The sequence below is a fragment of the Janthinobacterium sp. LPB2021202312-11-4 genome (assembly GCF_037049705.1).
Lineage (GTDB): Bacteria > Pseudomonadota > Gammaproteobacteria > Pseudomonadales > Pseudomonadaceae > Aquipseudomonas.
On record NZ_JBAGKV010000005.1, the window covers coordinates 38,465 to 59,809 of the forward strand.

The 21,345-nt window shown below is 60.1% G+C and carries 17 protein-coding genes; 8 read left to right on the forward strand and 9 right to left on the reverse strand.

Annotated elements, in window-relative coordinates; genetic code table 11:
- Positions 1-39: 39 nt before the first annotated feature.
- Complete coding sequence (locus V5E99_RS07205) at positions 40-798, reverse strand: SDR family oxidoreductase (RefSeq protein WP_054045171.1); 759 nt, start codon at positions 796-798, stop codon at positions 40-42.
- Positions 799-963: 165 nt separating this feature from the next.
- Here V5E99_RS07205 and V5E99_RS07210 point away from each other — a divergent pair, with 165 nt between their 5' ends.
- The 4 genes from V5E99_RS07210 to groL all read left to right on the forward strand — a co-directional run bounded on the left by V5E99_RS07210 (position 964) and on the right by groL (position 4,475).
- Positions 964-1,695: a HugZ family pyridoxamine 5'-phosphate oxidase gene (locus V5E99_RS07210; protein WP_499801820.1), complete on the forward strand. Its 732-nt coding sequence runs from the start codon at positions 964-966 to the stop codon at positions 1,693-1,695.
- 66 nt (positions 1,696-1,761) lie between these two features.
- Entirely contained in the window at positions 1,762-2,241 is a 480-nt protein-coding gene (locus V5E99_RS07215; protein ID WP_499801821.1) for an FxsA family protein, read from the forward strand.
- Between the two features lie 247 nt (positions 2,242-2,488).
- A complete protein-coding gene (locus tag V5E99_RS07220) occupies positions 2,489-2,782 on the forward strand; it encodes a co-chaperone GroES (protein ID WP_054045166.1) in 294 nt (97 codons plus the stop codon).
- Positions 2,783-2,831: 49 nt separating this feature from the next.
- Complete coding sequence (gene groL, locus V5E99_RS07225) at positions 2,832-4,475, forward strand: chaperonin GroEL (protein ID WP_054045163.1); 1,644 nt, start codon at positions 2,832-2,834, stop codon at positions 4,473-4,475.
- A 157-nt stretch (positions 4,476-4,632) separates the two neighbouring features.
- Here the strand turns inward: groL and V5E99_RS07230 are convergent, their stop codons facing one another.
- Both V5E99_RS07230 and V5E99_RS07235 read right to left on the reverse strand, forming a co-directional pair.
- Positions 4,633-5,376: a phosphatase PAP2 family protein gene (locus tag V5E99_RS07230; protein WP_499801822.1), complete on the reverse strand. Its 744-nt coding sequence runs from the start codon at positions 5,374-5,376 to the stop codon at positions 4,633-4,635.
- A gap of 54 nt (positions 5,377-5,430) precedes the next feature.
- Positions 5,431-7,380, reverse strand: a complete 1,950-nt coding sequence (locus tag V5E99_RS07235; protein WP_499801823.1) for an LTA synthase family protein — start codon at positions 7,378-7,380, stop codon at positions 5,431-5,433.
- A 202-nt stretch (positions 7,381-7,582) separates the two neighbouring features.
- Here V5E99_RS07235 and colR point away from each other — a divergent pair, with 202 nt between their 5' ends.
- The 4 genes from colR (at position 7,583) to V5E99_RS07255 (ending at position 11,159) form a co-directional block, all read left to right on the forward strand.
- Positions 7,583-8,266 (forward strand): two-component system response regulator ColR, encoded by a 684-nt coding sequence (colR, locus tag V5E99_RS07240; RefSeq protein WP_090180812.1) that lies wholly within the window; start codon positions 7,583-7,585, stop codon positions 8,264-8,266.
- Complete coding sequence (locus V5E99_RS07245; protein ID WP_499801824.1) at positions 8,256-9,536, forward strand: sensor histidine kinase; 1,281 nt, start codon at positions 8,256-8,258, stop codon at positions 9,534-9,536. Before colR ends, V5E99_RS07245 begins: the two co-directional genes overlap by 11 nt.
- A 233-nt stretch (positions 9,537-9,769) precedes the next feature.
- The gene (locus V5E99_RS07250; RefSeq protein ID WP_499801825.1) at positions 9,770-10,441 is read left to right on the forward strand and encodes a class I SAM-dependent methyltransferase; all 672 of its coding nucleotides are present in this window, start codon (positions 9,770-9,772) and stop codon (positions 10,439-10,441) included.
- Between the two features lie 4 nt (positions 10,442-10,445).
- Positions 10,446-11,159: a lipopolysaccharide kinase InaA family protein gene (locus V5E99_RS07255; protein WP_499801826.1), complete on the forward strand. Its 714-nt coding sequence runs from the start codon at positions 10,446-10,448 to the stop codon at positions 11,157-11,159.
- A 370-nt stretch (positions 11,160-11,529) separates the two neighbouring features.
- Here the strand turns inward: V5E99_RS07255 and V5E99_RS07260 are convergent, their stop codons facing one another.
- The 6 genes from V5E99_RS07260 to V5E99_RS07285 all read right to left on the reverse strand — a co-directional run bounded on the left by V5E99_RS07260 (position 11,530) and on the right by V5E99_RS07285 (position 21,295).
- The gene (locus V5E99_RS07260) at positions 11,530-14,556 is read right to left on the reverse strand and encodes a multidrug efflux RND transporter permease subunit (RefSeq protein WP_499801827.1); all 3,027 of its coding nucleotides are present in this window, start codon (positions 14,554-14,556) and stop codon (positions 11,530-11,532) included.
- Between the two features lie 13 nt (positions 14,557-14,569).
- Entirely contained in the window at positions 14,570-15,718 is a 1,149-nt protein-coding gene (locus tag V5E99_RS07265) for an efflux RND transporter periplasmic adaptor subunit (RefSeq protein WP_499801828.1), read from the reverse strand.
- A 201-nt stretch (positions 15,719-15,919) separates the two neighbouring features.
- Entirely contained in the window at positions 15,920-17,020 is a 1,101-nt protein-coding gene (locus V5E99_RS07270; RefSeq protein WP_499801829.1) for a DUF1513 domain-containing protein, read from the reverse strand.
- Positions 17,021-17,034: 14 nt separating this feature from the next.
- Entirely contained in the window at positions 17,035-18,099 is a 1,065-nt protein-coding gene (locus V5E99_RS07275) for an imelysin family protein (RefSeq protein ID WP_499801830.1), read from the reverse strand.
- Between the two features lie 28 nt (positions 18,100-18,127).
- Positions 18,128-19,555, reverse strand: coding sequence for a di-heme oxidoreductase family protein (locus tag V5E99_RS07280; RefSeq protein ID WP_499801831.1), 1,428 nt, complete (start codon positions 19,553-19,555; stop codon positions 18,128-18,130).
- Between the two features lie 387 nt (positions 19,556-19,942).
- On the reverse strand, positions 19,943-21,295 hold the full coding sequence (locus V5E99_RS07285) for an imelysin family protein (protein WP_499801832.1): 1,353 nt from the start codon (positions 21,293-21,295) through the stop codon (positions 19,943-19,945).
- Positions 21,296-21,345 lie beyond the last annotated feature (50 nt).

Below are 21,345 nucleotides of genomic sequence, written 5' to 3' on the forward strand. Positions count from 1 at the left end.
CTGTCGAGTAAAACGAGGCTGCGATCTCTTGATCTTGCTCTAGATACGCAACCCGCCATCCATCTCCAGAATCCGACCGGTGTAATAGTCGTTCTCGAAAATGTACGCCGCCGAATGGGCGATCTCGTCCGGTTTGCCCATGCGTTTGAGCGGAATCCCGGCGGTCATCTTCTCCAGCGCTTCCGGCTTCATGCCCAGCGTCATCTCGGTTTCGATAAAACCGGGCGCGATGCCCGCCACACGAATGCCGTAGCGTGCCAGCTCCTTGGCCCAGGTCACGGTCGCCGCTGCCACGCCAGCCTTGGCGGCGGAGTAGTTGGTCTGGCCCACATTGCCGGCCCGGGAGATCGACGAAATATTGATGATCGCGCCGCTGTTTTTCAGCTCGACCATTTTCGCCGCGACTTCACGGGTGCACAGGAACACGCCGGTCAGGTTGACGTCGATCACTGCCTGCCACTGGGCCAGGCTCATCTTGGTCATTTCGCCGTCCTTGACCTTGAGCAGCAGGCCGTCGCGCAAGATCCCGGCGTTGTTGATCAGGCCATGGATTGCGCCGAAGTCTTCGGCCACCTGGGCGACCATGTGCGTCACTTGTTCTTCATTGGCGACGTTGCACAGGTAGGCGCGGGCTTCGACGCCCTTGGCCTTGCACGCGGCAACGGTGTCGTCGAGCTTTTCCTGGTTGAGATCGACCAGCGCCAGTTTCGCGCCTTTGCCGGCGAAATACTCGGCCATCGAACGGCCTAAACCCTGGCAACCGCCAGTGATAATGATTACTTTGTCAGTGAGTTGCATTCGCATGCCCCAATAGCAGGTCAGAAAGTGGTTTCCTTTAGAGGGCCTCTCGATTTGCACCTGATGTGGCCTGGTTGCACATGAGAACCGCCCGATGGCGTGCTGGAAACTTATCCCCAGACGCCTGTCCGTTTTTTCGACGGATTCTTTATAAGGAGTCATAAATTGAGCGTTGAAGCGGCCAAGAATGCCCGAGAATTGCTTCTCAAGGAATACCGTGGGGTGCTTTCGACCCACTCCAAGGCCATGCCCGGTTTCCCGTTTGGTTCGGTGGTTCCGTACTGCCTGGACGAACTGGGCCGGCCGCTGATCCTGATCAGCCGCATCGCCCAGCACACCCACAACCTGCAAAAAGATCCGAAATGCTCGCTGTTCGTCGGCGAGCGTGGGGCTGAAGACGCACAAGCCGTCGGTCGCCTGACCTACCTCGCCGAAGCCGAAAAGCTCGAGGATGAGGCAGCCATCGAAGCCGCCGCCGAGCGTTACTACCGCTATTTCCCGGAGTCCCAGAGCTATCACAAGGCCCACGATTTTGATTTTTGGGTGCTCAAGCCGGTGCGTCATCGCTACATTGGCGGTTTCGGCGCGATTCATTGGGTCGATCAATTGACCCTGGCCAACCCGTTCGCGGGCAAGGCGGAAGTGAGCATGGTCGAGCACATGAATGCCGATCACACCAAAGCCATTGCCCACTATGTCGAACTGGCCGGTTTGCCGACCACGGCCCCGGCGCAACTGGCCGGCATCGATACCGAGGGCATGCACCTGCGCATCGGCCAGGGCCTGTACTGGCTGCCGTTTCAGGCGCCTTGTAATACGCCGACACAAGTGCGCGAAGCCTTGGTTTTCCTGGCTCACGCCGAGCATTGGCCGAAAAATGAAGCGGCCGACGCTTGAATTCACGAATCGGCGACGTCATCTAGGGAACACTGGCAAGGCATTCTTGCGTTGAGGAACCATTTGATGCGCCCTTTTTTATTGCTCTTTGTACTGTTTCCGGTGTTGGAGCTGTTCGTATTCGTCAAGGTCAGCGGGGCCATCGGGTTTTTCCCGGCCCTGCTGCTGATCATTCTCGGCTCGATGCTCGGCGTGTTCGTGCTGCGTATCGCCGGTCTGGCGACCGCACTGCGGGCCCGTGAAAGCCTGAACCGTGGTGAACTGCCGGCCCAGACCATGCTTGAAGGCCTGATGCTGGCCCTGGCGGGCGGTTTGTTGATCCTGCCGGGTTTCGTCACCGACGTGCTGGGCCTGATCATGCTGTTGCCGCTGTCTCGCCGTCTGCTGGCGAACAAAATGCGTCAGCGCGCCGAAGAACAGGCGATTCGCCAACGTGCCTTCGCGGATGACCTGCAGCCCCGGGGCGGTCCCGCTCCACGTCAGCAACCGCTGGGCCGCGAGCCCAACGTGATTGAAGGCGAGTTCGAGCACCGCGATCCGAAGTAAAGCGTTTCAGCCACACGGCACCCTCGGGTGCCGTGTTCGTTTGCGGGCAGCCACATGAAAAAATTTGCGGGCTCGCCCTTGTAATAAGCTTGTGCGCCCTTATGTAACGGTCACCGCAAGGTTTCTGGCGATCATGCCAGACAGACTTCCGCGGTTCGCTTGACGAACCGCACCCGGCACCGCCGGATTTGTTAAACCCGCCGGGAATACACCGGCCGATGAAAACCACAATTAGGAGAGATCGACAATGAAGCTTCGTCCTCTGCATGACCGCGTCGTCATCCGTCGCAGCGAAGAAGAAAAGAAAACCGCTGGCGGTATCGTCCTGCCAGGTTCGGCTGCTGAAAAAGCCAACAGCGGCGAGATCCTCGCTGTCGGCACCGGCCGCGTGCTGGAAAACGGTGAAGTGCGTGCACTGGCCGTCAAAGTGGGTGACAAGGTTGTGTTCGGCCCGTACTCCGGCAGCAACACCGTGAAAGTTGACGGCGAAGACCTGCTGGTAATGGCTGAGAACGAGATTCTCGCTGTTATCGAAGGCTGATTCCCCGCTCATTTTCCCGCTACTACAAAGTATTTAAGGAATATCGATCATGGCTGCTAAAGAAGTTAAATTCGGCGACTCCGCCCGCAAGAAAATGCTCGCCGGTGTAAACGTCCTGGCTGACGCAGTAAAAGCGACCCTGGGCCCTAAAGGCCGTAACGTGATCATCGAGAAGAGCTTCGGCGCTCCGACCATCACCAAGGACGGCGTTTCCGTAGCCAAAGAAATCGAGCTGAAAGATCGCTTCGAAAACATGGGCGCGCAGCTGGTCAAAGACGTTGCCTCCCGTGCCAACGATGACGCAGGCGACGGCACCACCACCGCTACCGTTCTGGCTCAGTCGATCGTCAACGAAGGCCTCAAAGCCGTCGCTGCCGGCATGAACCCGATGGACCTGAAACGCGGCATCGACAAAGCGACCATCGCTATCGTCAAAGAGCTCAAAGCCCTGTCCAAGCCTTGCGCTGACACCAAGGCGATCGCTCAGGTCGGCACCATCTCGGCCAACTCCGACAACTCCATCGGCGACATCATTGCCGAAGCCATGGAAAAAGTCGGTAAAGAAGGCGTGATCACCGTTGAAGAAGGCTCGGGCCTGGAAAACGAACTGTCGGTTGTTGAAGGCATGCAGTTCGACCGTGGCTACCTGTCCCCGTACTTCGTCAACAAGCCAGAGACCATGACCGCCGAGCTCGACGGTCCGCTGATCCTGCTGGTCGACAAAAAAATCTCCAACATCCGCGAAATGTTGCCAGTACTGGAAGCCGTCGCCAAAGCCGGCCGTCCACTGCTGATCGTGGCCGAAGACGTTGAAGGCGAAGCCCTGGCGACTCTGGTTGTGAACAACATGCGCGGTATCGTTAAAGTCGCAGCCGTCAAGGCTCCAGGCTTTGGCGACCGTCGCAAGGCCATGCTGCAGGACATCGCTGTTCTGACTGGCGGTACCGTTATCTCCGAAGAGATCGGCCTGAGCCTGGAAAGCACTACCCTGGAACACCTGGGTAATGCCAAGCGCGTGATCCTGTCCAAAGAAAACACCACCGTGATCGACGGCGCCGGCGTTGAAGCTGATATCCAGGCTCGCGTTCTGCAAATCCGTCAGCAAGTGGCTGACACTTCGTCCGACTACGACCGTGAAAAACTGCAAGAGCGTCTGGCCAAGCTGTCCGGCGGCGTTGCAGTGATCAAGGTTGGCGCTGGTTCCGAAGTTGAAATGAAAGAGAAGAAAGCCCGCGTTGAAGACGCCCTGCACGCTACCCGTGCAGCCGTTGAAGAAGGCGTGGTACCTGGCGGCGGCGTGGCACTGGTTCGCGCCCTGCAGGCTATCTCCGAACTGAAAGGCGACAACGCTGATCAGGACGTTGGTATCCAGTTGCTGCGTCGCGCTGTTGAAGCGCCACTGCGCCAGATCGTTGCCAACTCCGGCGACGAGCCAAGCGTAGTTGTCGACAAGGTCAAGCAGGGTTCGGGTAACTACGGTTACAACGCTGCTACCGGCGAATACGGCGACATGATCGAAATGGGTATCCTGGACCCGGCTAAAGTGACTCGTTCGGCTCTTCAGGCAGCGGCTTCCATCGCCAGCCTGATGATCACCACCGAAGCCATGATCGCCGAGATCAAGGAAGAAGGCGGTGCTGGCGGCGGTATGCCAGACATGGGCGGTATGGGTGGCATGGGCGGCATGATGTAAGCCAGCCTTACCCCTGTATTGAAAAACCCCGCCTGCGAAAGCAGGCGGGGTTTTTTATTGCCTCATATAAAGATCAACGTCAAAAGATCGCAGCCTTCGGCAGCTCCTACATTAGGCCACCTTGTAGGTGCTGCCGAAGGCTGCGATCTTTTGATCTTCAGGCGCTAACCGGTTGCGTCTTGGTCACTTGCTCAACCTTGCTCGCCGGTCGATACAGGATGTAGTAATACGACCCCAGGCAAATCAGCCAGCAGAAAATCGCCGTCCACACGTTGTGGGAGAAGAAGTGCGCGCCCTGCATCATCCGGCTGATGGAAAACACCGTGCCCAGCGCAGCGGCGAAGATGAATGCCTTGCGGGCCAGCCGTGGACGGCGGTCGCGCAGCACGAAGAACAGCGCAAACAACGTGAAACCGGTGGCCGCGTGACCACCAGGCCAGCAACGGCCGGGCTTATCAGTGTGCGGACGCGGGCTGAGCAGCTCGCTGTAGGTTTCGTGGCCGCCGAACTGTTCCAGGCTCCACGGGCATTGCACCGACGTCACCACTTTGACCGGCGTGACGAAGGACGTCGCCAGGCCGAGGGACAGCACCAGGCAACCCAGTTCCCGTTTGAACGGTTTGAGTCGTTCGACAAAAAACGAGCAGATGAAACCAATCACTGCAAACACCGAGAAAGCGATGACCACTTCCTTGGCCCGGTCGTGCAGGATGTCTTCCAGGAAGTAGCTGTGACGGCCAATGAAATCGCCGGCCACCGGGTCATAAAAGAGCTTGGCCAGGTCCATGTCCAGATCGGTCAGTTCGAGCAGCACCAGAACGATCGCCGCAAGGGCGGGAACCCCGAGGCACACCCAGAAATTGAGTGGCTTGGAGGCGGGGCGAACAGCAGTTGATGACATGGTGAATCCTGAACAGGGGAAAAAGCCCCGGGGCATCAGCCCGGGGCCATTCGGTTAACGTTCGCTGACTTGGTGGTCGCCCTCCTTGGGCGCTTTCCAGCCAAGCAGCTGTTGCTTGAAGCCATAACTGGCGGTTTGGTAATAGGTAATCGCACGAGTGATCAACGGATCACTGGCTTGTGCCTTCGATTCACGGCTTTCGGTCAGCGCCTCGTCATGCCGGCGCAGCCCCTGGCGTGGACTCAGGATCGCCAGGTCCTTGCCGTCGAACAGCCCCAAGTGTTGATAGTTGCCGACCACCACCCGTGGTGGCAACGGATTGTCCTGCAACAGATTGCGGCCAAAAAATGTCGATTGATAGTCCATGTTCAACAAACCCAGCAGGGTCGGCGCCAGATCGATCTGACTGGCCAGTTGCGCGGTTTCCCGGGCATCGATCAGTTTCGGCGCGTAGATGAACAAGGGAATCTGATAGTTGCTGATCGGCAAGTCTTCCTTGCCGGCGCTGCCCGCCGTGTGGTCGGCGACGAACACGAAAATCGTATTGTCGAACCACGGCTTCTGCCGCGCCTGCTCAAGGAACTGGCCGATGGCGTAGTCGGTGTACTTCACCGCGCCGTCGCGACCGTTGCCGGACTTGATGTCGATCCGGTTGTCCGGGTAGGTGTAAGGACGATGGTTGGACGTGGTCATCAGTTGCAACAAAAACGGCTGCTGCTTGGCGTAATCGGCGTCGGCCAGTTTCAGGGTCTGGTTGTAGAGGTCTTCGTCGGCCATGCCCCAGGCGTTCTTGAAGTGAATCTCCGCTTCATCGACGCTACTCTGATCGACCACGCGATAACCGTTGCCGCTGAAGAACGCGTTCATGTTGTCGAAGTAACCGCGCCCGCCATAGACGAATACGCTGTCGTAACCGACGGCATTGAGCTGTTGGCCCAGGCTGGCGAAACCGCTTTCACGACCCACGCGCTTGACGATAGAGCGCCCCGGGGTCGGCGGAATGGCCAGGGTGATGGCTTCCAGGCCTCGGTCAGTGCGGGTGCCGGTGGCGTAGAAATTGTTGAAATACAGGCTCTGTTTGCGCAGGGCGTCGAGGTTCGGCGTCAGGTTGCGCTCGTCGCCGTTGCTGCCCATGTACTTGGCGCTGAAGCTTTCGATGGTCACCAGCACAATGTTCGGTGTGCGTGGAGTGCCCGGGTTGTCGATGTTGCGGCGGATGTCTTGCGGGTCCTGGCCGACGAAACGGGCGTTCGGCTCGCTCAGCTCGGCGCGAATCTGCTGGGCCACAACGTCGGGCGGCAGGCTTTTATAGAACTGCGGGTAATCCAGTTCGTTATTCCGGAATGCGGCGAAGAACTGATACGGGCCATTGCTCGCCAGTTCGTTCTGATAGGCGTTGCCGCCCTGGGCGCGGGGGGCGTCCTGGCTGAGCAGTTGCAGGCTCAGGCCCGCGACGATCAACAGGCCCAAGGCATTGAGCAGACGCGGGCGCAGTGATGGCAGCGGGGCGTCCAGCGCGGCATTGAACGGCTTGCGCAACACGAAACTCAGGACCACGGCGAGCACGGCGAGGACGCTCAGCAACGTGCCGATCGGGTACGACTCCAGCAGGTTGTTCAAGACTTCGTCGGAATACACCAGGTAGTCGACGGCGATGAAGTTGAAGCGCACGCCGAACTCATCCCAGAACAGCCATTCGGCCACGGAGGTGAACAGCATGGCGAACAGGCTGACCGTCAGCAGCCCTTGCAAAAACCAGCGATGGCCCCGGCGGCGCCACAAGGCTGGCGGGCAGAGCAGCAGATAAAGACCCATCGGCAAAGCCGCATAGGCGAGGAAGCCAAGGTCGTATAGAAGCCCGATTCCAAAAACCGACAGAAAGCCGCTGCCGGCCTCATCCAGGTGAGTGAGCAGCAAAACCGTTCGGGTCAGAAAGAAAATCACCAGCCAGGCACCGGTGACGAGCATTAGAAAGCGCATAGGCGCAGTCTTGAAAACATCCATTGGTTACATTCCTTTTATTATCAGCCGCGCGAGTCTATCCGCACTCCTGTAATGAGGGTGTGAACCGATAGTGAAAAACTTGTCAAACCTGACCTTTAGTTGAACGAATTGATGCCAGCGATACCCGGCCCTAGCCCTAAGCCACTCGAGGCCTTAAGCTGCGCGGGCCATGACGGCTGTTACTGTGTACGGAGGAGTGCCCATGCGAATTCTATTGGTTGAAGACAACCGCGATATCCTCGCCAATCTGGCCGATTACCTGGGGCTCAAGGGCTACACCGTGGATTGCGCGCAGGACGGTTTGTCGGGCTTGCACCTGGCCGCCACCGAGCATTACGACTTGATCGTGCTCGACATCATGCTGCCCGGCATCGACGGCTACACCCTGTGCAAGCGCCTGCGTGAAGACGCCCGCCGCGACACCCCGGTGATCATGCTCACCGCCCGGGATCAACTGGATGACCGGTTGCAGGGCTTCAAGTCCGGCGCCGATGACTACTTGATCAAACCGTTCGCCCTGTCTGAACTGGCCGCGCGTATCGAAGCGGTCATGCGCCGTACCCAGGGTGGCGGCCGCCGTTCGTTGCAGGTCGGCGACTTGAGCTACGACCTCGACACACTGGAAGTGACCCGCGAAGGTCGTTTGCTGAAACTCAACCCGGTCGGCCTCAAGTTGCTCGCCGTGCTGATGCAGAAAAGCCCCCACGTGCTGCGCCGTGAAATCCTCGAAGAAGCCCTGTGGGGCGATGACTGCCCGGACAGTGACAGCCTGCGCAGCCACGTTCATCAACTGCGCCAGGTGATCGACAAACCGTTTGCCAAGCCACTGCTGCAAACCGTGCACGGTGTGGGCTATCGCTTGGCCGAGGGCCGTGATGGAGTTTAGGCAGAGCCTCGCTCAACGGATCATCATCGCCTTTGCGCTGATGAGCGCATTGGTGGCCGGGGCCTTCGCCATGGGGATTGTGGCGACCGTGCACCTGGTCGAAGAGAAACTGATTTCGGCAGGGCTGGGCGGCGATTTGCAGCGCCTGCTGCTGATGGACAGTGTTTCGGACTGGAGCCACCGTCCCGAACCCGACCAGTTGTTCTACTTCAGCGGCGGGCAGGGGGACTTCGAGTTGCCCAAGGATCTGCGGCACCTGGACGCCGGTTTTCACGAAGTGTTTCGCGAACAACTGTCGTACCACGCGATGGTCGAAATCGTCGACGGTCGGCGTTACGTGCTGTTGCAAGATCAAAGTGATTTCGAAGAGCGCGAGCGGGTGCTGTTTGCCGTGGTGCTGGTGGGCTTCGTGCTGAGCCTGGCGCTGGCAGTATTTCTGGGCTGGATTCTGGCGCGCAAAGTGATGGCACCGGTGGTGCGGCTGGCCCGTCAGGTACGCCACCGCGATCAGTTGCTGGGCCTGGCGCCGCCCCTGGCGCCGGACTACGCCGCCGATGAAGTGGGCGAACTGGCGGTGGCTTTCGACGCCACCCTGGGACGTCTGCGTCAGGCCTTGACTCGTGAGCGCCTGTTCACCAGTGACGTCAGCCATGAATTGCGCACGCCGCTGATGGTCCTGGCCAGTTCTTGCGAACTGCTGCTGGAGAACCCGGGCATCGACCAGCGTGGTCGCGCTCAGGTCGAGCGAATTGCCCGGGCCTGCGAGGAAATGCGCGAACTGGTGCAAACCTTCCTGATGCTCGCCCGTGCCCAGCGTGAAGACGCCAGCATGTCGCCGCAGCAGACCGTCAGTCAGGTCGCCGACGGCTTGCTCAATCTGTGGCGTGAGCCGATCGAGTCCAAAGGCCTGACCCTCGACTTCGAACCGGGCCGCTCGTCTAACGAGGGCTACAACGCGACCCTGTTGCACGCGGTAATGGGCAACCTGTTGCGCAATGCGTTGCACTACACCGAACGCGGCTTCATTCGCCTGACCCTCACGGCCACCGGATTCCGTGTCGAAGACAGCGGTGTCGGGATTCCCGAGGAAAAACGCGAGGCGATGTTCGAGCCCTTCGTGCGCGGCAGCGAAAAACGCGGTGAAGGCCTGGGGCTGGGCTTGTCGCTGGTGCAGCGGATCTGCGAGAACCAGGGCTGGACCGTCAGCCTGACCACCATGGAGCCCAATGGCTGCCGGTTTGAGGTGGAGCTGGGCACGCCTCGGATCTGATTGAGCTGAAAAGATCGCAGCCTTCGGCAGCTCCTACAGGAGGTACGTCATCCCTATGTAGGAGCTGCCGAAGGCTGCGATCTTTCAAAAGGGTGGCCCCGCGCCATCATTTCAACCCTGTAAAACCCTGAAATACTTCCCGCTTTTACACAACGAAGTTTTCACAAAGCTCTGACCTGATGCTGACATGGCGCTACCTAAGGTGGTTGTCATCAGCAATTCAGGAGACTTTGATGATGGCAGGCCCGATCAAACTGGATTTTTCCGAAAAGTACGACGATCAACACGCGCAGAAATACCTGCGCAAGCATCAGGAAGGCTTCGGTCGTCGATTGTCCCACTGGCGTGACGAACAACTGGCTCGCAAGGCACTGACCCTGGCCGGCGAGCCGGGGCTGGTCCTCGACCTACCGAGCGGTGCAGGGCGTTTCTGGCCGTTGCTGGCAGAAAAACCCAACCGCGTGATCATCGGAGCCGACAACTCCGAGTCAATGTTGAAAATTGCGACCCAGTCGCAACCTGCCGAAGTGGTAAAACGGGTACAACCCTTGCACACTTCTGCATTCGACATTGCCTTGCCCGATAACGCCGTCGACAGCATTTTCTGCATGCGTTTGCTCCATCACATTGGTGAAGCCGAGCATCGACTGGCGATTCTGCGCGAGTTCGAGCGCGTCACCCGTGACAGCGTGATCGTTTCGTTGTGGGTGGACGGCAATTTCAAGGCCTGGAAACGCAAGCGCGCCGAGAAAGCACGCGGGCAGGAAGGTTACCAAAATCGATTTGTGTTACCGGCCGCCACGGTTGAAAAGGAATTCGAACAGGCGGGTTTCCGTATCCAGGAACAACTGGACTTTTTACCGCTCTATGCCATGTGGCGAGTTTACGTATTACGCAAGAGGTAACAGGATGGCAGTGCAATGTGCAGCAGAAACGGAAGTCGCTCCCCAGGACCGCTTCGACTATTTCTGGAACCAGCGCGGTGAGTGGGTAGAAGAGCCCAACGTTCGTCGCGGTGGAGAAAGTGGCGTGCAACGCGTCAAGGGCAGTAATGGACAGTTGCTATATGCCAAGCGTCAGACCGGGCATATCTATCGCAGTTGGTTGCACCCTTTTGGTCGACCGACCGTGTTGCGCGAGCGTGATGCGCTGATCGGCCTGACGGCACTGGGCGTGCGCGTTCCGGAAATGGTGTTCTGCGGTGCCCAGCGCGACCCGGTGCACAAATGGCGTGCGTTGCTGGTCACCAAGTCCCTGGACGGTTTCGAGGAAATCGAACACTGGTACGCCGGTGGTGGTCGCGAACGTCATGGCGAAGTGGTGCATGAACGCGTCCTCAAGGAGTTGGCCGAGAACCTGGCCCGCATGCACAAGGGCCGCTGGCAGCACAGCTGCATCTACATCAAGCACGTGTTCGTGCGGGTAACTGGCGAAGGGGATGCGGCCGTTGTTGAAGTGGCGCTGATTGATCTGGAGAAGTGCCGGCAGCGTCTATCCGCCCAGCGCGCTGCGGCGCATGACCTGAAGCAATTGCGTCGCCACTCGTCGTTCAGCGATACAGACTGGAAAAACCTGGTCTACTTTTATGAGACGGCGTTTGGCAGCGCTATCAAGGGTTTATAGCGATGAAACTCGAAATTGCACGAGGTTTGTTTTTGGTAGGAGCCTTGGCAGTTGCTTCATTGGCGGTGGCTGCCTGGGAGCAGCCCCGCACGCAAGTCCTCAGCGCAATGAGCGATGGTGCTCATTGCCCGTTGCCACGGGTTGCCAAGGTAGCCGTGGCCACACAACCTGATCATGACTTGTTGTTGTTCATGTTCGGACTTTCACAGGGATTGAGGCCGCAAAGTTGAACCGATTGAAGCCAAAATAAAAGGCCTCGCCAATGCGAGGTCTTTTTTTTCGGGCGTCAAAAGATCGCAGCCTTCGGCAGCTCCTACATTGGGATTATGTCCGCCCTGTAGGAGCTGCCGAAGGCTGCGATCTTTTGACTTTAAGGTTTATCGGGTTTCGCCAATAACGTGTACACACACGGCAACACGAACAGGGTAAACAACGTCCCGATCGACATCCCGGTGGCAATCACCGTCCCGATATCAAACCGGCTGACCGCCCCCGCACCGGTCGCCAGAATCAGCGGCACCATGCCGAACACCATCGCCGCCGTGGTCATCAACACCGGCCGCAGACGAATGGCTGCCGCTTCCTCCACGGCCTCCCGTGGGCTCAGGCCCTTTTCCTTGCGCAGTTTGTTGGCGAATTCGACGATCAGGATGCCGTGCTTGCTGATCAGCCCGATCAGCGTCACCAACCCGACCTGGGTGTAGATGTTCATGCTCGACCAGCCCAGGAACAACGGAATTAACGCGCCACAAATCGACAGCGGCACCGTGACCAGAATCACCAGCGGATCGCGGAAGCTTTCGAACTGCGCCGCCAGCACCAGGAAAATGATCGCCAGCGCCAGGGCGAAGGTGACCCAGAGCGCACTGCCTTCCTGAACGAACTGGCGTGACGTGCCGCCATAGTCAAAGGCGAAACCGGCCGGCGCCTCTTCCTGGGCAATCTGGCGCACGGTTTCGATGGCTTCACCCATACTGACCAGCGGGAAACCGGTCACGGCGGCCGCGTTGAGTTGCTGGAACTGGTTCAACTGCCGTGGTCGCGCCCGGTCGCTCACCTTGATCAGGGTCGACAGCGGCAGCAGTTCGCCCTGGCTGTTCTTGACGTAGTAATTGTTCAGCCAGTCGGGGTTATCCCGATACGCCCGTTCGACCTGGGCGATGACCTTATAGCTGCGCCCTTCAATGGTGAACCGGTTGATTTCCGCCTCACCCAGCAACGTCGCCAGGGTGCCGCCCAAGTCCTGCATCGACACGCCCATCTGCGCAGCTTTGGCGCGGTCGATATCCACCACCACTTCCGGTTTGTCGAACGCCAGGTCGATATCGACGAAGGCAAACTTGCCGGACGCCAGCGCACGTTTTTTCACCCGGTCCGCCACATCCAGCAGCGACGCATAGTCGTTGGCGGTGTTGATGATGAACTGAAACGGCAACCCTTCACCGGTGCCCGGCAGAGACGGCAAGTTGAAGCCGAAAATCTGCAAACCGGGGATGTTCCCCAGTTTGGCCTGGACCTCAGGCAGGATTTGCATTTGTGTGCGATGGCGCTCGTTCCACGGCTTGAGCAGGAAACCGCCAATGCCCGATTGCACGCCGTTGAAACCATTGATCTGGAACGAGGAGTAGTACTCCGGGAACTCCTTGAAGATCGTGATGAACTCGTCGGTGTAGGTGTTCAGGTAGTCGAGATTGGTCGGTTGCGGCGCGTTGGCCATCATGAAAATGATGCCCTGGTCCTCGTCCGGCGCCAGCTCCGACTTGGTGAATTTGAGGAACACAGGAATCAGGCACAGCACGATCACCGCAAACACCAGCACCACCGGCCGGGTATTGAGGGTGCCGTGCAGCATGCTCTGATAGCGGCGCTTGAGGCCTTCGAAAATCAGGTCCAGGCGATGGGCCAGACCGCTGGGGTTTTCATCGTGGCGCAGCAGCAGGGCACACATCATCGGCGACAGGGTCAGGGCGACGATCCCGGAAATCACCACCGCCCCTGCCAGCGTCAGGGCGAACTCCTTGAACAGTGCGCCCGTAAGGCCGGTCAGGAAGCCAATCGGCGCATACACCGCCGCCAGGGTGATGGTCATGGAAATCACCGGCATGGCGATTTCCCGAGCCCCTTCGATGGCGGCGTCCAGCGGCGTCTTGCCTTCCTCGATGTGCCGGTGAATGTTTTCCACCACCACGATGGCATCGTCCACCACCAGCCCGATGGCGAGCACCATGGCCAGCAGGGTCAGCAGGTTGATCGAGTACCCCATCATCTGCATGAAGAACATTACGCCGATCATCGACAGCGGAATGGTCACCACCGGGATCACCACGGACCGCAGCGCGCCGAGGAACAGGAACACCACGACGATCACGATCAGCACCGCTTCGAACAAAGTCTTGATCACCTCGTTGATCGAGGCCTGGATAAACAGCGTGGCGTCGTAGGCGATTTCGCTTTTCAGGTTGGGCGGCAACTGGGCTTCCAGCTCCGGCATGATCTTGCGAACTTCCTTGATCACGTCCAGCGGGTTGGCGCCGGGGGTGGCCTTGATGCCGATGTACACCGACGGCGTGCCGCCGAACGAGCTGATGGCGTTGTAGTTCTCGGCGCCCATCTCGACCCGTGCCACATCGCTGAGCAGCACGCGGCTGTCGCCCGAGACCTTGAGCGGGATCGCGGCGAAGGCCTCGGCGGACTTGAGTTCGGTGTTGGCGTTGATGCTGGTCACCACGTACTCGCCTTTCACTTCGCCGGCAGCGGAAAGGAAGTTGTACTGGCGCACCGCGTTGGTCACGTCGCTGGCACTCAAACCGAAACCGGCGAGTTTCACCGGGTCGAGCCACAGGCGCATGGCGAACACCTGGTTGCCGAGAATCTCGGCCTCGGCCATGCCTGGCAGCGTCGCCAGTTTGGGCTGGATGACCCGGGACAAGTAATCGGTGATCTGCGGGTTGCTCAGGTTCTTGCTGAAAAAACTGATGTACATGAGGGCCGAGGCATCCGCCGCTTCCTTGCTCAGCACCGGGTCTTCGGCGTCCTGGGGCAGCTTGTTCTTGACCTCGTTGGCCTTGGCCAGCAGCTCGGTGAACAAGCGGTCGCTGTTGGAGCCGATGCGCGCGTAGATCGAGATCACCGAGAAGTTCTGGCGACTGACCGAGGTCATGTAGTCGATGCCCTCGGCGCTGGCCAGGCTTTGCTGCATCGGTTGGGTGATGTAGCCCTGGATCGTTTCGGCGTTGGCCCCGGGGTAGGCGGTGGTCACCGTGATCAGGGCGTTTTCCATTTGCGGGTATTGGCGCAGCGGCAACTTGCTCCAGGCCTGGAAGCCCAGCAGCACAATCAACAGGCTGACCACGGTGGCGAGCACCGGGCGGCGGATGAACGGATCGGTAAAAGCCATGAGGATTCCTTGATCAGTCAGTACGTGGCTGACTGTTCTTATCGGTCAGGGTCTTGTCGGCGCTGATGGCAATGTGTGCGCCGTTGTCCAGTTTGATCTGGCCGGCCGTGACCACTTGTTCGCCGCTCTGCACGCCGTTGTTGATCATCACCAGGCCATCGCGGCGTTCGCCGGTTTCGATGAAGCGCCGTTCGGCGATCAGGATCGGTTGGCCCTTCTCATCTTTTTCGAGCGTGCCGTCCTCGGCTTTTTTCTGCCCGACCACGTACAGCGAGTTGCCGTAGAGGGTGTAGGTGATCGCGCTTTCCGGGACGACGATGTGCTGCTGCGGATCTGGCAGCATCACTTGCAGGCTGGCGAACATCCCCGGCAGCAACTTGCCCTCCGGGTTGGCCAGCGTGGCGCGCACCAGAATATTGCGCGTGCTGTTTTCGACTTTCGGGTTGATCGCGCTGACGGTGCCGGGGAAGTTCTGCGTCGGGTAGGCCGAAACGATCACTTGCACGGGTTGGCCGAGGGCGATTTTCGGTACCGATTGCTCGGGGATGTAGAAGTCGACGTAGAGGCTGCTGAGGTCTTGCAGGGTGGCGATCATGGTGCCGCTGGCGAGGTAGTCGCCGACATCCACCTGACGAATGCCGATGGTGCCGTTGAACGGGGCGAGGATGCGTTTTTTCGCCAGGGACGCCTTGAGCTGATTGACCGTGGCCTTGTTCTTTTGCAACTGCGCCGAGAGCCGGTCGTACTCGCCTTTGGAGATCGCCCGGCTGTCCACCAACTGACTGCCACGGCCGAAATCCAGTTGCGCCAGACCGAGGTCGGCCTGGGCGGTTTCGAGCAGGGCGCTCTCCACGGCGCTGTCCAGTTGCAGCAGCGGCTGCCCGGCCTTCACCTTTTGTCCCGATTCAAACATCAGGTCTTTGACCGTGCCCGAAATCTCCAAGCTCAGGTTCACCCCTTGCAACGCCTTGAGCGTGCCAACCGTGGGCAAGCGCATTTGCCACGGCTGTTCGGCGGCCGTGGCCACGGCGACACTGATGGGCGGTTTCGGCTTGGCGAAACCCTGGATCATCGTGTAAATCGAGAAGGCCTTGTAGCCTCCCAGGGCCAGCACGATCAGCAACACAACACCCAACATGATCAGCATGCGGCGACGCAGCATATTTCCACTTCCTTGGAGAAAATCAGGTGAGACAGGCGGGAACATTACTCTGAGTACGGGGGGGATTCCAATTGATGTTTTGGGGGGCAGGCGGAAAAGATCGCAGCCTGCGGCAGCTCCTACGGGATCGGGTTCACACGCAATAACCGATAAACGCGATCTGTGTAGGCGCTGCCGCAGGCTGCGATCTTTTGATGTTGCTCACGCCATCAAGTGAAGGTGGTTATCCCAGAGCCCCGCCGGCAGCTCCAGCGGTTTTGCAACCAGATCTGTCTGGCGGCAATCGTAGAACCGGCAACGCCCCTGGCCTGAGGTCACGACAAATCCGTCGGCCACGGCGCCCACCCCGGCGCAGTCCGGCAATGGCGCATCCAGGCGCACTTCACCGCTGTCCAGGTCCCAGATAAAGAACCGGTTGCCCCGAGGCGCAGTCAGCGCGACCAGGCGCAATTCGCTGTGCACCGCGACGCTCGCGGTGTAATGCCCCATGGCTTGCAACTGATGTTCCGGCACCGGGAACGCGACGAATGGCTGGCCCGGACGCTTGATCGCCAGCAGCTCCGACGACTCATGGGACGGGCCCATGAATTGCTGGCCGGCGACGATGGTGCCGTCACTGGCGATCCCAAGGTGGCGCACGCTGTTCATTTGCTGGGCGAGGGTTTCCTTGCTCAACAACGTGCCGTCCCGTTGCATCAACACCAGGCTCGGTTCCATGGCGTTGAGGTTCATCTCAACCCGGCTTTCGGCCTCGGTGCGAATCCCGCCGTTGGCCACCACCAGGGTTTCGCCATCGGGCATCCACGACACTTGATGCGGGCCGACGCCGTGGGTCGCCATTTCGCCGCTGTGGATAAGTCGCTCACCGTCGAACTTATACACACCCAGTAAGCCCCGGCCGGGATCGGACGTGTCGTTCTCGGTGGCGTACAGCCACTCGCCATCCTTGTGAATCACCGCGTGACCGTAGAAATGCCGGTTCGGCTGCGAGGTCACGGTTTGCAGCAGCGTGCCGTCGCGCAGGTCGATCAAATAGCTCTCGGTGCCGGGACGACGGGCCACAAACAGCGCGATCGCCAGCGTCGGGTGATTGATGATGTCGTGGCAACGCTGGCCGACCTGGGTGGCGAACACCCGGGTACCGTCCAGCCGATAACCGACGGCGTAATGCTGGCCGTCGGTATCGTCCCGCGCCGACAGCAGCAGCGGGCTCTTGTCCTTGTGCTTGAACAGCGTCCAGCCGCCCAGTGTCACTGCTCCCAGCAGCAAACTACCTAAAGTCAGAGCCTGACGTCGCAGCATGGCACTTGCCCTCATCAATCACCGTCGTTGGCGTTGAAGCCCAGTTGAATGCCCAGCGCCTTGGCCAGTTCGCCTTCGTGCAGGCGATGGACGAGGTTGAGGCTGTCGTAGAGATCGTTGAGTTGCTGGCGACCGGCGTCGTCGTTGAGCATTTCGGTCAGCGAGCGCTGGTTGCTGGCGAACAGTTTCAGCGCGGCGGCATACGCGGCGTCGATTTTGTCGGCCAATGGTTTCTGCTCGCTCGGCAACAGACCGCGCAGGCCTTTGTTGTCGACGCCGACCCAGACGGTTTTCGCCGCAGCCAGGCTGGCTTCCAGCCCTTGCAGCGACGACTGGCTACGCCAGGCATCAGCCTGGAACGGTTGCGGAATGCCCTTGGTCTGACGACCCATCGGCGTGCCGAGTTTTTTCTTCAGGGTGTCCAGCGCGGTGACCTGAACCCGCAGCAGATCGGCGATCGCTTCGTGGGAATCGGCGTAGCGCTGGTTCGGGAATTTGCTCATTTGCGCGAGCATGCCGTCGGTGGTGTTCCAGCGCGACAGGATCTCTTCGGCCAGTTGCTGCTGACGTGCGCCGATGGCGGTCAGCAGTGGGCAGTACTTGGCTTTCTGCGCGGCATCGGCCATGTCGATCTTGCTGTCGAACAGGATGTATTCGTAGGCCGACAGGCCCTGAACCACCACGCTCGATTTGGCCAGGGCAGCGGCATCAATCTGCGGCTGGGCGGTGACCAGTTGCTCGACCTGACGGCCCACCAGGTTTTTCTTGTCCGGCCAGAACTGCACCTGCCACGAACGGTTGCCTTCGGCCAGCGGCCCGATCAGCAACGGTTGCAGCTCGGCCCAGGCTTTTTGCGCGTGCAGGAAGTCGGCGCGGGCGGTGTCGAGGTTTTCCTTGCCTTCACAGAAGGCCAAAGCGCTGACGGCCAGTTGGCGGTCGGCTTCGACCCAGCGGCTGTAAGTCGGCAGGATCACTTGCTTGGCGATGGCCGCCGAGGTGACGGCTTGCGGGTCCTGGGGCGAACAGGCGCCGAGGGCGAGGGCTGCAAGGCTGGTGAACAACAATTTGGGACGGAACATGTCGGGCTCCCGATTCTTTTATAAGTGTTTAAAGAGAATTCAAAAACGCCAGCAACGCAGCGCGCTGCTCGGCATTGAAAGACAAAACCTGTTGCTGCGCCGCGCTCGCTTCGCCGCCATGCCAAAGCACGGCTTCGAGCAGATTGCGCGCGCGGCCATCATGCAAAAACTGGGTGTGGCCACTGACCGCTTGCGTCAGGCCAATGCCCCACAGCGGCGGGGTGCGCCAGTCGCGGCCACTGGCCTGGAATTCGGTGCGGTTATCCGCCAGACCGTCGCCCATGTCATGCAGCAGCAGATCGCTGTAGGGGCGAATCACTTGATTGGCCAGTTCAGGTTCGGCGGCCGTGGCGGCGGTGGTGTATTTCGGCGTGTGACAGGACTGGCAACCGGCCTGGAAAAACAGGTTCTTGCCGGCCAGCACTTGCGGCGCGCCGACATCGCGGCGGGCCGGGACGGCGAGGTTGCGGCTGTAGAACAGCACCAGGCGCAGAATGTTGTCGCTGACTTCCGGCTCGCCATTCGGACCATTGCCGTTGGGCGCCTGTTTGCACGCGACTTGCGCGTCGGTGCAGTCATCGAACGGTCGCAGGCTGGTGGTCAGGCCCATGTCGCCGGAGAACGCGTGAACGTTCTGTTGATTGAGGTTCGGTTGCCCGGCCTTCCAGCCAAAGCGTCCGAGGACGGTTTTCTGCTCGGCGTCGTCCCAGACTTTGTTCGGGCGTCCGGCGATGCCGTTTTTGTCTTTTGCCTGAGCTTCGGCGTTGGCCAGGATCGCTGCTTCGGGAATCGCCTCGAGCAGCCCCAGGCCAATCATCGGCGGGGCAACCCGCGCCGAGAAACGGGTGTCGGGGTGCATAGGGCCGTAGCCTAGCTGGGTGATTTGTAACACCGGTTTGCGCAGTTCGACTTCGGTGCCGTCCTTGAAGCGAATCGGCACTGGCGTGTAGTCGATCCGCACCTTGCCTTCCGGGGCAACGCCGGGGATCGACATGTCCTGGAACTGACCACCGTAGACCGGCTCCGGGACCACGCCCATGCGCTCGATGACCTTGGCGTAGGCCGGCGTATCGGGGATCGACAGGCGTACCAGCATCGACACCGCATTCGCCGCATCAGGCGTCGGCGGATGGCCGCGACCGTCCTTGATGTGGCAGTTCTGGCAGGCGTTGGTGTTGAACAACGGGCCGAGGCCATCCCGGGCGGTGGTGGTCGACGGCGCAATCACCCAGGGGCTGCGGAAAAAACTGTTACCGACGCTGAAGTCCACGCGCCGTGACGGCGGCAGGTTGGCGGAGGGCAGGGAAAACGAATTCTGATCGGTCTTGCGCACGGTCGCGCTGCCACCGGAGCGGGCTTCACCGGGTTCGGCCTTGGTAAAACGCGGGGCGTCATCGCAGGCACTCAGGCCCAGGGCCATGAACAGGGTGCACAAACGAAGAGACAACGGCGGCATCAGACTTCCCGGAAGACGAGCAAAACAAGGGCGCAAAGTCTAACAGGGCAGGGGAGATTGAATAAGAGGAATTATCGTTTGGTTGATGTGGGACAGGTTTTCACAGGTAACCGCGCTCACCTGTAGGAGCGAAGCTTGCTCGCGAAAGCGGTGTATCAGTCACCAAAAATATTGAATGTGAGGCCGTCTTCGCGGGCAAGCCTCGCTCCTACAGGTTCACCGCAATCCAATGTGGGAGCGAGCCTGCTCGCGAAAGCGGCATCGACCGCACAGCAGGTGTTGCCTGTGATGGCCTCTTCGCGAGCGGGCTCGCTCCCACAGTAGTTCGCATACGATCGGCATGAAAAAGGCGACCCGGAGGTCGCCTTTTTATTCAGCCAGCGTTGATCAGAACTCGTGATCAGCGTTGTCCGGGTTCAGGTCGCTGATGCCCAGTTTGCCAGCGGCTTGTTCGATCGAGCCAGTCTGCTTCACCAGGGAGGCGATGGCGTCACGCACGATCTGGTTGCCGGCGGTGTTGCCTGCGGCGATCAACTGGTCGTAGTGCTCACCCTTGGCGGCGTGATCGACCATGACCTGGATCTTGGCTTCGGTAGCAGCCAGGTCCGCTTTCAGTGCGGTGTCGGCAGCCGGGTCGGCCTTGGCCACCAGGGACGACAGGCTGGCGCCGGTCATTTTGGTGCCGTCGGTGCGGGTGTATTCGCCCAGGTACACGTTACGAACGCCTTTGGCATCGTAGAAGTGCGAGTTGTGGGTGTTGTCGCTGAAGCAATCCTGTTCGTCTTCCGGGGAGTTGGCTTCCAGGGAAACCTTCATGCGCTCGCCCGCCAGTTCGCCCAGGGACAGGCTGCCCATGCCGAACAGCATTTTGCGCAGGCCGGTTTCGGCAGGCTCGGCTTCCAGGGTGGCGCGGTAGTTGTCGGCCACGTTCGGCTTCCAGTTACCGACCATTTCTGCCAGGTCGCTGACCAGCAGTTGGGTCACGGATTTCAGGTAAGCGCGACGACGATCGTTGTGACCGCCGGTAGCGCCGGCGCCTTCCAGGTAGTCGGACGCAGGACGGTTGCCAGCGCCTGGGCCGGTGCCGTTCAGGTCTTGGCCCCAGAGCAGGAATTCGATGGCGTGGTAGCCGGTGGCAACGTTGGCTTCGGAACCGCCCAGCTCGTTCAGGCTGGCGAGTTTTTCCGGGGTGATGTCTTTGACGTCAACCTTGTCTTCGCCAACCTGAACTTCGGTGTTGGCGATGATGTTGGCGGTGGCGCCCGGGTTACCCAGTGCGTGTTCGTAGGATTTGTCGACGTAGTCGATCAGGCCTTCGTCCAGTGGCCAGGCGTTCACCTGACCTTCCCAGTCGTCGATGATGGTGTTGCCGAAGCGGAACACTTCGCTCTGCAGGTAAGGAACGCGAGCGGCGACCCAGGCAGCCTTGGCGGCTTTGAGGGTGTCGGCGTTCGGCTTGGCGAGGAAGGCGTCGACGGCGGTTTGCAGGGTTTTCGCGGTAGATTCGGCATCGCTGTAAACGGCGAAGACCATGTCGGCGTAATGCGCGACCACGGCTTTGGCGGCAGCTTCGTCGACGTTACCGGCGGCGGCTGGTGCGGCAACTGGCGCAGCAGCAGTGGTGCTGGCGGCCGGCGTAGGCGTTGGCGCTGCGGCGGTCTTGTCTTTGCCTTCGCCGCAACCGGCGAGGGAAATAGCGATGGCCAACAGACTGGCGGTAGCCAGAGGCATACGAATCATGGCGAACATCCTGCTTCGATAGGGGGTGGAATGGCGCCGGGGGCGCGCAA